Source organism: Schaalia suimastitidis DSM 15538 (genome assembly GCF_000429105.1).
Lineage (GTDB): Bacteria > Actinomycetota > Actinomycetes > Actinomycetales > Actinomycetaceae > Pauljensenia > Pauljensenia suimastitidis.
In genome coordinates, this window is the sequence record NZ_AUBF01000012.1 from 30,937 (window position 1) to 44,010 (window position 13,074).

The following is a 13,074-nucleotide window of genomic DNA, read 5'->3' on the forward strand; positions in this document are numbered from 1 at the left end:
AACTGTTGGTAGTGCGTCGTTTTTACGAGTCCGTGTCTGGCCACTATACGAGGTGGCTCGAAAGGCACTGGCCGAGGCGTCCTGCCGCGCATGCCCGGTATGCGTCCATTGCCGAGGCGCAAAGCAGCCGATCAGGTGAGGCATGGGCATGATTACGCTCCGCTAGGGGTTGACGCCGTTGGACGTGGAGTAGGAGATTTGGTATTCGGTCCTCACCCATTCGGGCATCTGATCCTCGGTGAGACCTTTGACCGCTCCTTCAGTTCCTGCTTCGACCGCACGTTCGTAGTACCAAAGTTTGAAATTAAGCATCGCTTCGACCTTGCGTAACTCGCTCATCTGACGATGAAGTTCCTGCTTACGCTCCGTAAAGAGGGCAAGCCTTTCTTTGAGCGTTACGTCACCTTGTTCGCACCACGAAATGAAACGTCGGATTTCATCGATTGACAAGCCCGACTTCTTGAGGCATTCAATCGTTTCGATGGCCTCGATCTCCCTGCGGCTGAAGATTCGTTGTCCTCCTGCACGCTTCATCCTGGGGAAGAAGCCACAGCTGTCGTAGTAGCGCAGTGTGGAGACCGGCAGTCCGAAAAGCTCAGACACTTCTCCGATCCGCATTTTACGAGTACCTCTTCCTTCCACTTGACCTCAAGTTGGATTGAGGTTTTAACGTAGAGGTTAGCACGAATACCGTGACATAAGACCCTCACTTTTCTGAATGGAGACAAGCGATGCCTACCCTTGAACTGACCCCAGAGTGGGACAAAACATTCCCACGTGATTCCCAGGTTCACCACGAAAAAGTCGAGTTTGCCACTCGCTTCGGCACTGTGTTGGCTGCCGACCTGTACCGGCCACGTGACATCGAAGGACAATTACCGGCCATCGCTGTGAGCGGACCGTTCGGAGCAGTAAAAGAACAGGCTTCTGGCCTGTACGCACAGACACTCGCTGCATTCGGATTCCTTACCATCGCTTTCGACCCGAGTTTCACAGGAGAAAGCTCCGGACACCCCCGCTACGTTGCCTCACCAGACATCAATACCGAAGATTTCAGTGCCGCCGTCGATTTCCTTTCACTACACCCTCTGGTCAATTCAGAACAGATCTGCATCCTTGGAATCTGCGGATGGGGTGGCATTGCGCTCAACGCGGCCGCCGTTGATTCTCGGATTAAGGCCACAGTGGCCTCGACGATGTACGACCTGACCCGGGTCAGCGCATTCGGATACAACGATGGTGTTGGTATTGATGAACGCCATGAACTCAAGGTTCAACTCAACCAGCAACGAATCGAAGACATGCGCAACGGTAGTTACGCCCGCGCTGGTGGGGTTGTGGACCCACTTCCCGACGATGCACCCACCTTCATCAAGGACTACCACGCTTACTATAAGACCGAGCGCGGATACCACCCACGCTCCTTGAATTCCACTCATGGATGGAATAGAACCTCGGCATTGTCCTTCCTGAACGCCAAGTCCTTGCAATTCACTGACGAAATCCGTTCCGCTGTGCTCCTGATCCATGGCGAGCAAGCTCACTCGCGTTATTTCAGTGAGACCGCCTTTGAACGCTTGTCGTCACGCTACCCACAGAACAAAGAGCTACTGATCATCCCAGAGGCGAACCACACAGACTTATACGACCAGATGCTGATAATCCCCTTTGAGAAGATTCATGAGTTTTTCACAAATAGCCTCGGCCTCTAGTCTTGCGGTAATCCTTCATTTCGCTGTATCCGCATGTCATGCCTATCGTGCCCAAAGCCAATCAACTACATCACCCGTTCCAGACAGCACAGCCGGGGGATATCTTGCTGTACCAATCGTCCTCTGTGGTATTCATGGTGAGCACCCATCTTGGGAATAACACCCGGCTCGGAAGAATAAGTGCCCAGGGGATGGATGCCCTTGAGCAAGCATTCCAGGCCGGTGATACTCGACTGGAAATTCGCTGCACACCCCAAAAGTGAGGAATCATTTGTAAACAGAGCGTAGTTCCAAGAATTGATAGCAGCAGGAACGCTTCTCGTTCCTGATAGCCCTGAAATGGCTATCATGAGGGAGTACGCGTCAAAAGCTCGCCAAGCATACCAGCAAATAAATGCTGAAGTATGCGTCGATCGACCCCATTGTGGCGTTAATTCTTCCGAACGACGTCACTTCTCCTGGTTTGTCGCCTGCGATGGATGTGGGTTCCGACTTGCTTGGTAGGTCCAGATGATTCCAACGAAGCTTTGTACGGTAAGAACAGTTATCGGGATGAGTTCAGAAATTGTCTCATGGTAAATCCCTTGGAGGATAAAGAGTAAGCTCGAGTCGATATACGCGACAGCAAGGCACATGAGCGGTATTGAACCCGAACGTTGAACCTGGTACCAGGATTCATACGATTCAAATGCTTTCTTTGTCCTGATTCCTGCCCATGAGTTTGGCGGCAGCTTGTCCTTTCGCATGGCGTGCGCGATGACTATCAAGATAACTGCGACCACCAAGATCAGAAGACCTAGGCTGATTGAGATGGCTTGATACATTCGGGACAATCCCCTCAGGAAGAAACTGGCTACACTGACAGCTACGTAGACTGTATGGCACTACTCACCACATGTCGCGTTGGTGTCAGGCTCATCTTGGATGCCTTTGTGTGAGACTGCGTGCCTGACGTGGAAACATCCGCGTGGCTCGCGGACAGGTACGGACATGGGGAGCGTGTTGTCGCTGAAGATCAAGGCTGAGCCCCGGAAGTACGCGGGCGTCATACCAAGGCCGCCAGGAGGCGTCACGAGGCGGCCTTGCGTAACGCATAGTCGAACCCTACATAACATGGCCTTCCTTGAAGGGTTGCTTTGTCGATGATGTGATTGCCTTTGTCCCACCGCTGCATGGGCAGCTAGCGCCTCGTTGCTTTGTGATCCTTGATCACCTTGTTGGTGTTGCGATGTCCTCGCGCGACAGCAGCGCCCTTGATGTAGACGTGGATCACCTCACCGCCAAGAACGGCGTGTAGGCTTCCAAAACCCGGGTGTTCAAACAGCTTAAGATGGTAGCTATCACAGGCTCCTTTCTGAGCGGCACAGGGTAGCGTACTCGATGACACCTAGCGCTCCCTGGCCTTTCGACCATACGTCCTATGCGGCACACCAAACCGGCGACATGAGGAGTTGAACAGGAGTCCTTCATGAAGAACTCGAACTCATAGGAATCTGCGGTGATCGGTCGGCCAGTGGCCCAGGTGGCGGGTGACCACGTCATGCGCAAATCAATGCCGTCGAGCTTAGCGCCGCTCGTGGGATCATCGACAATGATCTTGGCGTGGAAGGGAATGGCGATACAGTGCCGCTTACCTATCAGGCGTGACAGAGAGCCAAAACCGGAAGACGGGACACTGTCTCGTTCCAGCTACACCTGTCAGATGGAATGTGCTACACTTGTTGGCAACACGACCGGTTCCGCTACCTGCTTCGGTGGGAGTCCAGGGCCGGTCCTTTCACGTATGGAGGAGTAGCGGCCGACGACGCGATTAAGCCTTTTCGTAGTTATGCAGACCAAGTAGCCCTTTTGCGTTCACGTGGCATGCATATCGAGGAAGTTGATCAGGCGGTCGCAGTGCTTGCAACGCGCAACTATTACCGGCTTTCTGGATACTGGCATTCGGCACGCATCATTGATTTTGAGTCGGGCAAACCTACCGATAACTTTCAGCGGGGAATGTCATTGAAACTGTGTGTCGATTTGTACGAGTTCGACGCAAGGCTACGCAGTGCAGTGTTCACAAGCCTGTCACCCGTAGAGCTAGCACTGCGCACCCTAGTGGGATATCACTTAGGAAAAGTCGATCCGCTGGTGCACCTAGACCCTGAACAGCTCAATGCTGTGGCTCGTATGCCCGATCGCAAAGATCCGCACAAGACACAGCACGCAGTATGGCTTGATAAATATAGCGATGCCTTGAAGAAATCGCGTGAGGATTTCGTCGAGCACCACCGGACACGGTATGGGGGAATGCTACCAGTGTGGGTGGCCGTCGAGATCATGGACTGGGGAATGCTGTCTAACCTGTATCGGTTTTGTCCTCAACATGTGCGCGGAGCGATTGCATGTTTATGCGCGATGACGGCTCCACAGCTTGAGTCAACACTGAAATCACTGAACGTGCTGCGTAACCTTTCCGCTCATCACGCACGACTGTTCAATCGGGGCTTCGATATCAAACCTAAACCTATTAGCAACGAGCTCATGGAGCCAGTTAACAGCCTCACCCATAGATTGTTTGGGCAGATCAGCCTGATCCGATTCCTTCACTACCAGCTCGATCTGACCGGCAGTAAGGTGCTAGTGAATACGCTGGAGACGTTCCCCCACAATGCAATTATTCCCTTCGAGAGGACAGGCGCACCGCAGAATTGGCATGACTTGCCTCTATGGAATTTTTAACTCGCGTCTTTAACTAATCTTTCATGCAGAAGTCGCACTTATACCCGTCGGTATCGAGCGGCAGTTCATCAGCCCAGACGGGTAGCCGGGTTGTGGACGCGACGGTATCCTCCATGCTGGCACCGCCGGTGGGTTCGTCGACGATGTTCTGTCTGTCTCGCCAACTCCGTGCGCAGCGCCCTTGTAGCGAGCGGTGAGGACCCCGATTGACCGCCATACCAGCAGGAAGGCGTCGCCATCTTGCCTTTCTGCCACAGCTCACTGTTGACAGCATACTTCTCGATTGGGATACCAAACATGAGGGGATGTGCTTTCACAGCAGAGATCCCTACCCTGACGGAAGTCTCGAAGGTGCCGTCTTCGCCGACAAGCCACGCAAGCACGCGGGCCTCGATCCCAGAAAGGTCTGCGACGATAAACCTACATTTCGGGATGGGATGAAGACGCTACGGATTAGCCTGACTGAGCGTGTCGGCAAAAGGTGTGGAGCTACTCCAAGGCCCGCTGTGCGTGGTGGGGAGGGCACAGGCGTTTGTAACGTCAGCCATGCGATTGCGGGGAAGATTCTGCACATGAACGAGGGGTAGGCGAAATGTTTGGTACGCCCGGCCCTCCTGCACTGAATCAGCCTCTCGAGCGAATTCATTGGTTCCTGCCACTTGAAGCATTGCCCGGTATTACTTCACCGAAGACCGGGACAGATCTTGAGGCAACCTGAGGACCTTGGTCGCCTCACCAGTAGCTGTTTCCAACGCTGTCTCTACCTTTGCTTTGGTTAAGGACTTCAACGTGCGGCTGTGTTCAGTCAGCCAGTTTTCGAGCTCGATCAGGCCGCTGGGATTGTCCAACCCGGTTACCCGCTGTGCCCTGCTGAGACAAACGTCCCGGTGGTTAGTGTCGGTCCAAACGGCACGGACGGCAAGAGTCGTGTCAGAGTGCACTCCACGGCAGTTGCTGTACAGGTCAAGCCAGTAGGTTCCACATTCGAATTGCGCCTGAGGTTTCGCTCGAGGCGCTGGACGACTCGGACCTCAACATCCACGTCACGCTGGTTATAGGAGATGAAGTGCTGCCAGCCCTCCAAGCCATCTGAGGGCAGGGTGGACATGCCGGTTTTGCTGGGGATGGAGAAGCGTCGGATGAGGCCTTTACCGGCAGAGTCTTTTGCTGCGTTAAACGCCGATTTCACGATCAGTGGGTTCACCCACTCGGCGAGGAGCTGTTGTGGGATGACTTCGCCTTGGGCCAGGTCAATCACTTTCCCCGGCATGCCGTCGACACCGTAGCCGAATAAGCGGATACGAAAGCCTGGGTCTTGGGTGTATGGGTGGACACCATGGGTGGTGAGGTTATCGAGCTGTATGTTTCAAGATCGGTGTCGACGTGTTCCACGTCCGTTCTTTTCACGCTAGAAAGGGTGGGGCAGGCCAAAACATATACCTGGCATGCCCCACCCCTGGGGGTTGTGTTGGTTACTTTCCTGATGTGAGCTTCTCGAGGCGGCTTGTAGCGTCGCGTTCGGCTTGCAGGGTCTCGTCGAGGCGTTTATGCGCTTCCCTGGTTGAGAACGTGATGCGGATGAATTCCGAGGCCAGTTCCGACACGGTCAGAGCGATGGAGAACATGATGGTCGCCAAACCCGAGCCAACGAGAAACGGGAGAAGATAGTTCCACATGAGCGTTGTTTTCCTTCCTGTAAGTGCCTAGTTCAGGAAGTCGTCAGCAGAGCTTATGCGGCCAGCACCCAGCGGTTCGTCGTCACGCAATCTTTGCTCGTTACCTAGGCCGCAGGCAATGCTGCGGTTGCCGTTGGTGTTGAAGGCGTAGAAGTTCAACGAGACACGTGCGTAGCAGCCGGAGTAAACCTCCGCGACAGAGAGCACCAGATTCAAGTCCTGATCCACCACCTCAGGCGGCAGGGTGGAGTTCGCATTGACGAAGAAGCAGTCGGCGTAAGCCTCGTCGTCACGCTCGGTATCGCCATCGCGCAACGGGAGTTTCAGGGCTGCCTTGTTAGGGCGCTTGCCACCAAACTTGGCGGTGCCGACCTCGATGGCGGCGTCGATTGCCCGCTCGATCTTGCCGATCGTCTCCCGGTCAGACTTCGGGATGATCAGGCTGACGCTGTACTTGGGCTTGGAGCCTTGGATGGACTGGGGCTCGAACAGGTGGGCGTAGGACAGGCGGACTTCGCCGGTGACAACGCGTGTCGGATTGTGAACAGTCATGATGGTTGACCTCCTTGGTCAGTCGATGGTGTTGTTGGTGAAATCGGTGGCCGCACTAACTCGGTGCAGTGCTGGCCGCTTGTCTGATTCGGGAACGAGGGTGGGTTTGCCTTCGGGCTTGACCACCAGGTCCCCGAGGGTTTCGGTGAAGGTCTTCTTGCCCATGAGGCGTTCCATGGCGGTGATGCCGATCAGGCGTTTGTCCCAGATGTCGGTGTAGCCCGCGGCCTTGGCGGCCTCAGCAACCGCGGCCTCGTCGGTGTATTTGCGGATGGAGCGGCCGGCGACGACCTTGAACCCAGGGATCTGGGTGCCGGCTTGGGCCTGAGCTAAGGCCCATGCTTCGATGTCGGATGCCGAGGCTTTGAGCTCAGGGATTTTCGCCAGCACATCCGCGACCTCAGCAATGCTGAGCTCGGCGGGTGGGGCGAACTCGTGCCTTGCGAGTGCGAGATTCGACTCGGCCCTAGGGCGGCAGGTGGGTGCGATCCGGCAAAACTGACACCACGAACCAGCGGCATACGCGCCCTCACCGCGGGCAGCCAGGTCAGCAATCGGCTTGACCGTGTTCTCGCCCCACGCGATCAGGTCCTGGGTGCTTATCGTCCAGGTCTCGACGTTGGCGCGACGAGGTTGGAAGATGCTCAGCGAGACTTCCTCGATGTTGTAGAGCGCGTCGAACGCGGCCAGAGCGCCGAGCCCGTAGAGCATGAGCTGTGGGTTCTCGACGGGGCTGACTTCGACACCCATCCCGTATTTGAGGTCAATGACCTGCAAGGTGGGCTCGGCGACGATGACGCAGTCCCCGGTCCCGAAGCCGCCCGGGGCGAGGTGGGAGTAGTCCAGGCGCTGCTCGACATACACTTGCGGGTCCGCGCAGTGCTCCCGAGTAGACTCGAGGTGCTGGGCCACGAAGGCGACGTAGTCGTCGCTGTGGCCCTCCATCTCCTCATCAATCCACTCCGAGGTGGGGCGCTTCGCACGGCGCTTGAGGAACCGCAGCAGCTTGTACTCAGCCAGAGCATGCGCGGCCGTGCCCTGCAACGCAGCGTCCGATGGCGTATCTGCCACGCCATCTGTGGCGAGCGCGGAGGGCGGGCAGTGCAGCCACCGGTGAGCACTCGAAGCACTCAAGAGTGCGTGGCTATCAGGCATTCGCGATCTCCTCAGCCCCAGCCATGATCTGGCCAAACTTGCCCGGGTCCACCTCTGAGAGAGCCTTCGCACCAGCGTCCAGAATCAGCTGGCGCACCCGGGTGGTGTAGCCCTGCTGGGACAGCTCCGCCAGGAAAGCTCGCACTTCTTCGAGCGTGTACTCACGCACCGGCTCGGCAGGCTTGGCGGATTCCTCGGCTGCTACGCGTTCTTCGAGCTCGGCCTGGAAAGCGGGCTCCTCGAGTCGCGCGGCGGCAACCGGCCTAGCACCAGCCAGCGCGTACTCGTCCTCGATGCCCTCCCAGCCGTCGGCTTCGAGCGCCTGTCCAACCATGGCCAGGCCCTCCATCACCCGGTTGATGCCCGCGATCAGAGCGTTGCGGTGCTGCGGGTTCACGCGGCATCACCACCTGCGCGGTTGAGCTTGCTGCCTGCCGGGTGACGCTTGACCGCATCCGCCAGAGCCATCAGCTCCTCATCCGAACATTCCGCCCCGCAGCACGAGGCCTCATCGACCCTGCGCAGCGTCACGTCCCGTACCTCCCTGCCGGGGACCAAAACGGTCACGTCCCGCATGGGGCCGAACAACCAGGTCAAGAGCCGCTCTCGCAAACCCACCCGGCCGATGTTGATGGCCTTGCCCGGGTCAGGTTCTCGCGACAGACTCACTGTCACCGTCTTGTGTGTCATCAGCTTCCTCCTTAGAAACTTGGTGGAAGGAAGGTGGTGCCGGGATTGGCTTGATGCTCCTTCCACCCTCAAGGCGGCAAAGGGCCCTAGTTGATAACCCCAGGGTCCGAAAGCAGTACGCGGAGTCTTTTCTCGGCGCGGTCCTGGATCTTTTTCACCATCGGCTGGGACACGCCCAGCACGGCTGCGATGTCTCGCTGGGAGAGGCCGTAGACACGGGAGGCGACTACTACCTGCCGCTCTCGTTCAGACAATGCGGCTAGTGCTTGGCGCACGGCCAACCTGGTCGACCACGAGTCGGTGGCATCGTCTGGCGTGGTGGAGGTGTAGATGCCGTTGCGGTACCCGGATGCGGCGCGCAGGCCGACCTGGCCGGACTCGATGTCCTCATCACTGGGGTCACTGTCATCGACCGTGAGGAAGGCGGTGTGGGTGCGCCAGCGCCGCGACGTGCTGCGCTCCGAGGCATTGAGCTCTTCGAGAATCTCACTCAAAGACCGACGCTCAACCGTGTCGGGATCCTCGGCCTGCGCCAGGCGGTTCTGGTAGTCGCCCTCAATCCAGGTATCGGCCTCGGACGGGCTGATACGGAAGCTGGTATCGCGGGTTGCTCGCCGCGCGTCAGCGGCGACCGTGACCTCGAAAGCGAGCTTGACAGTGATGTAGTTGTGTGGGGTGGAGGCGTTGCCTGCCATTGGATACTCCCTCGTGTTGAGGGAGACCCGTTCGAGAAGTATTCAGTTGTGGTTTCCGTTGGGATGGTGCGTTAAGACAGATGTGGGCAGGTAGTCGGTAGCTACCTGCCCACTGGTCTCGAACGCGTCTCCCGATGGATTGGAAACAGCCCTGGCTCGATCACAGCTGGGCTAGCGGGGAGTCAGCGGTTTCTGGCGGGGATCGCTTCATCTCCGAAACGACGCGCAGTGAGTGCTAACAGCTGTGGTCACGGACCAGTAAAATCAGTGTGTTAGTTACGTCTCGTCGCGGCGTCCCTTTAACTGTCCCGCAGAACGCGGATCGCTGTTGGGTGACTTCGTACCGGGATGCACAAGACGCGTACACGTTTGTACAGAACGAATCGAAGGAGGCCACCGTGAAGCTGCCTGACCTCTTTCACCTGCTCGACGTCTACTGTCCGACAATTTCGCATGGCGATCTGCTCTTGGCGATTTCTGACATGTCCTTGCCGTCCAAGTTGCGCGGGCCGGGCAATAATCTCCTCTACGGCCCTTATAAGCACAAAAAGCAGTATGAAGAAGCCGAACGCCTGAAGGTGGAACGCACCGCTCGCCAGCGTTGGATCGTGGGCGAGAGAAAAATACAGCGAGAACTTGCAAGATTCTGGCACCGCAATTTTGACATCCCCAGCATGATTGATGCCCTCGACAAGTGTTGGCGATTGAACGATTGTGCTTCGGAGATTGCCACGATCCTTAGGTCCAATGGCTACGCGGTAAAACGGGAAGGCGTGTCAGATTTCCTTGCCACCATGTTGAAGCAAGGGTTAGAGCGAATCCCGGTAAAAGGGAGTGACAATTCGATCGACAACAAGCCCTGGGATGGTTCGCTAGTTGGAGCGAACATGGACGACATATCTGCAATCGGGAGCACTAAAGTTCTTTTTTCCGGCTTAGGAAAAGACGATATAAAGGTCGTCGGGGAATCTTTGTTCCTTGGGAGCATTGAGATTCCGCTTCCTCCATGCAAACCAATCCCGGAGACTGTAGATCGGATGGAGCGCAATTATCTGCGTCAAGTCCTCCTAGCGATCGGTACGGTAAGCCAGTTGGACGTGGAGTCTTTGCGACCGCGACATGCTCCGTTCGACGAGATTGAACGTGTGAGGTCTGATCTTGAGGGCAGCTACAAAGAATTCGTTCGGGATGTTACCCAAGCTCGCGATGGATATTTTCATGCTGATCATCTTCGGATGATCATGCGTGACCATACCGTCGACGGGGTGGAGGAATTCGAAAAGATCAAAGACGATACCTATTTTGCAGTTCACCCAACTGTCCGCCGCAGCCACTCAGATGCCTTCGAAAAGATGCAAGCAACCTTGGAGAAAGCAGTTTCAGCACCACTTCAAAGTTCTCACGTGACTAGCGTGTCTGGCCTTTTCACCGCCAAACATCGCCACGGCATCACGCACATGCTGGTCAACGACAATCGGATTGCGTGGGTGAGCGATGACGACTAGCCCTTTCAATTCCCCATTCGAGATCGCCACTCGAATAGTACTGATACTCGCAGAGCGCCCAAACGTTCCCAGAGGCGAAAGAGCGTTGGCGGCGATTGACCTGCTGACAACAAACCGCGGAGATTTTTCAAGCCGTGGAATCAATCTTCACGGCCACTCCATGATCCGCGCAAGCCTCGCCAGCAGAATGTCTCTCATCCAACGCGCGATCCCATTTGCTGTCACCCGTGGACTAATCGTGCCTGACGCTCAAGGTGGAACAATCTGCTACACGGCCACGGAGCAAGGACGACGTTTCGTGGACAACTTGGACAGTCAGTACGTGCGCGATTACAAGACGATGCTTACCTCAACGCTCGCATTCGTCGATTCACACGCCATCAATGATGTTTTAGCCATGTTAGATGGGAGATATCCGCTGACCGAAGGAGGTATTCAGTGAGCACTCAAGGATTTTGGATCCGCAGGATTTCCTTCTCCGGCGACCTTGTCGGCACGTCGACCGTCGAGTTCAAGCCCGGCTTCAACATCGTCCACGGACCATCCGACACCGGCAAGACTTACCTGGCGAAATCTATCAAGTACATGCTTGCGGGAGGTACCGCACCTTTTTCCAAGTCCATTGGATATGACCAGATCACGATGGTTTTGGAAACCGGTGAGGGCACAGTTCACCTGACGCGAGACATCGACTCCTCCCAGATGACCGTAAGTGCCCCCGGCTTCGGTGTGCCGACGGGAACCTACCCAGTCATACCCACCGAACGTGACCCGAAATCCTACACCGTCTCAGACCTGCTCCTAGCGATCCTTGGCGTAAAAGAGCGAAGAACGGTCATAACCAACAAGTACGGCACGCACCAGATATTGACCTGGCGGAACTTTGCCGACGTGCTTCACCGATCCGAATCACGTATCACCTCCGAAGAATCCATCTTTTCCACCGACAAGTGCTCAACGCTGTCAGCCTTCCTAACCTTGGTTTTCGACCGGGACCTTTCTTTGGTCACTGAACATCCCGATCCCGCAGTAGTCAAAACGAAGGCGGGAATTCTCCGTCCGCATATCAACAGAATGATCGACGATGTACTTGCGGAAATACAGAAGCTCTATGAATCAGCTCCCACAGACGTTGACAAGCTCGAAGCTCAGCTAGAAGAGCTCTTAAACCGCTTCAACGAGCTCTCGGAGGAAAACAATCACTATCGTCAGAAACTCAAAGACAACGCCCACGAACTGTCTGAAGCGACAAAGGAACGGACACAAAAGGAGTTTGAGCTTCGACAATACGAAGAACTAGCCACGATATACCTGGGCAACATTGAGCGGCTCAATGCGATAGCAGATGCGGAAAACAAGCTCAGCAAGCTCGATCAACCAGAAGCGTGCCCATATTGCAACGCGCCAATGAGTAGCCACCATTCGGTCGACTATTCGATCGCTGCTCATAACGAGGCCGTCACCACCGCGCATAACCTCCACGACTTAGCAGAGGTACGAAGGAACGCATCTGATGAGATTGCAGCACTAGCGGAAGCTATCGCACATTTGGAAGATGAACAGCGTTCTATTGAAGCGCGGCTTTCAGGCATTCTCCTGCCTGAGCTAAGCAAAATCCGACAGGCGATCGATGCTCTCGAAGATCAACGTGACGTCGTTAGGAGGATTCAATTCCTGGAGGATCGGCACAGAATCCTGACCGAGGCACTCGGCGATGTTCCAGATCCACAGGAACCACCACATCCATTCGAACCAGCCAAGGAATTTCCGAAGCAGTTCTACGATGCGATGACGCGCAACCTTCAAACGATCCTGGGAGAACTGCATTTCGAGGACGCCGAACTCGCGAGATTCAACGAAAAGGACTTCGACATCCGAATCCGGGGCAAACGTAAGCGCTCCCACGGGAAGGGCATGCGAGCGTTCCTCAATACTGTGATGCTCCTGGCCTTGCACAAGTACATCGCTGAGAACGCGATCCATCAGCCATCACTTATCGTCTTAGACACCCCGACCCTCGGGCTCGAGCATCAAGGCAAAGGTGACCAGCTCGTCACCAGCAGAGACGAAAGTACAGGACGCCCGCGCACCGGCCTTCTACGGAACCTGTTCGACTACATGCGCGACGCTGGTCAATACGGCCAAATCATCGTCCTGAATAACACAGATGTCACTCCAACCACCAACTTCGACTACGACGACTCCACAGAGCTCATCTTCGGCAACGGGCCTGAAGCACACCGGCCGGGCCTCCTACGTGACCTGCGAGAAGAAAACGCTGATGAACTCGACTCGCAATCAGAAGGGCAGGGAGTTCTCTTCGAGTAGCCAAATCTTGCGTAGGAACCCCGAAAATCTGCCACAT

At 56.0% G+C, this 13,074-nt stretch carries 14 protein-coding genes; 5 read left to right on the forward strand and 9 right to left on the reverse strand.

Annotation, left to right across the window (positions count from 1 at the left end):
- Nucleotides 1-162: 162 nt before the first annotated feature.
- A complete protein-coding gene (locus tag G438_RS0106255) occupies nt 163-618 on the reverse strand; it encodes a MerR family transcriptional regulator (protein WP_034285489.1) in 456 nt (151 codons plus the stop codon).
- Nucleotides 619-731: 113 nt separating this feature from the next.
- Here G438_RS0106255 and G438_RS11160 point away from each other — a divergent pair, with 113 nt between their 5' ends.
- The gene (locus tag G438_RS11160; protein ID WP_034285491.1) at nt 732-1,712 is read left to right on the forward strand and encodes an alpha/beta hydrolase; all 981 of its coding nucleotides are present in this window, start codon (nt 732-734) and stop codon (nt 1,710-1,712) included.
- Between the two features lie 449 nt (nt 1,713-2,161).
- On the opposite strand, the gene G438_RS0106265 is transcribed toward G438_RS11160, so the two are convergent.
- The gene (locus tag G438_RS0106265) at nt 2,162-2,536 is read right to left on the reverse strand and encodes an SdpI family protein (RefSeq protein WP_026460588.1); all 375 of its coding nucleotides are present in this window, start codon (nt 2,534-2,536) and stop codon (nt 2,162-2,164) included.
- Nucleotides 2,537-3,575: 1,039 nt separating this feature from the next.
- Here G438_RS0106265 and G438_RS0106275 point away from each other — a divergent pair.
- Nucleotides 3,576-4,436 (forward strand): Abi family protein, encoded by an 861-nt coding sequence (locus G438_RS0106275; RefSeq protein WP_240471007.1) that lies wholly within the window; start codon nt 3,576-3,578, stop codon nt 4,434-4,436.
- Nucleotides 4,437-5,289: 853 nt separating this feature from the next.
- On the opposite strand, the gene G438_RS12000 is transcribed toward G438_RS0106275, so the two are convergent.
- The 7 genes from G438_RS12000 to G438_RS0106315 form a co-directional block, all read right to left on the reverse strand.
- Nucleotides 5,290-5,706 (reverse strand): hypothetical protein, encoded by a 417-nt coding sequence (locus G438_RS12000; RefSeq protein WP_026460591.1) that lies wholly within the window; start codon nt 5,704-5,706, stop codon nt 5,290-5,292.
- Between the two features lie 202 nt (nt 5,707-5,908).
- Nucleotides 5,909-6,112: a hypothetical protein gene (locus G438_RS0106290; protein ID WP_026460592.1), complete on the reverse strand. Its 204-nt coding sequence runs from the start codon at nt 6,110-6,112 to the stop codon at nt 5,909-5,911.
- A gap of 27 nt (nt 6,113-6,139) precedes the next feature.
- On the reverse strand, nt 6,140-6,664 hold the full coding sequence (locus G438_RS0106295; RefSeq protein ID WP_026460593.1) for a DUF2815 family protein: 525 nt from the start codon (nt 6,662-6,664) through the stop codon (nt 6,140-6,142).
- 18 nt (nt 6,665-6,682) lie between these two features.
- On the reverse strand, nt 6,683-7,819 hold the full coding sequence (locus G438_RS0106300; RefSeq protein WP_026460594.1) for a DUF2800 domain-containing protein: 1,137 nt from the start codon (nt 7,817-7,819) through the stop codon (nt 6,683-6,685).
- A complete protein-coding gene (locus G438_RS0106305) occupies nt 7,812-8,216 on the reverse strand; it encodes a hypothetical protein (RefSeq protein ID WP_051259372.1) in 405 nt (134 codons plus the stop codon). The genes G438_RS0106300 and G438_RS0106305 overlap by 8 nt, the downstream gene beginning before the upstream one ends.
- Nucleotides 8,213-8,509 carry a hypothetical protein gene (locus G438_RS11170; protein WP_034285496.1) on the reverse strand — a complete coding sequence of 99 codons (297 nt, stop codon included), beginning with the start codon at nt 8,507-8,509 and terminating at the stop codon, nt 8,213-8,215. Before G438_RS11170 ends, G438_RS0106305 begins: the two co-directional genes overlap by 4 nt.
- A gap of 86 nt (nt 8,510-8,595) precedes the next feature.
- Nucleotides 8,596-9,204 (reverse strand): sigma-70 family RNA polymerase sigma factor, encoded by a 609-nt coding sequence (locus tag G438_RS0106315; RefSeq protein WP_026460596.1) that lies wholly within the window; start codon nt 9,202-9,204, stop codon nt 8,596-8,598.
- Between the two features lie 398 nt (nt 9,205-9,602).
- Here G438_RS0106315 and G438_RS12005 point away from each other — a divergent pair, with 398 nt between their 5' ends.
- From G438_RS12005 to G438_RS0106330, 3 genes are read left to right on the forward strand one after another with little or no spacing between them, the layout of a single operon-like run.
- Nucleotides 9,603-10,709, forward strand: coding sequence for an ABC-three component system protein (locus G438_RS12005; RefSeq protein ID WP_026460597.1), 1,107 nt, complete (start codon nt 9,603-9,605; stop codon nt 10,707-10,709).
- Entirely contained in the window at nt 10,699-11,151 is a 453-nt protein-coding gene (locus G438_RS12735; RefSeq protein WP_338054387.1) for an ABC-three component system middle component 2, read from the forward strand. The genes G438_RS12005 and G438_RS12735 overlap by 11 nt, the downstream gene beginning before the upstream one ends.
- A complete protein-coding gene (locus G438_RS0106330; protein WP_026460599.1) occupies nt 11,148-13,037 on the forward strand; it encodes an AAA family ATPase in 1,890 nt (629 codons plus the stop codon). Before G438_RS12735 ends, G438_RS0106330 begins: the two co-directional genes overlap by 4 nt.
- Nucleotides 13,038-13,074 lie beyond the last annotated feature (37 nt).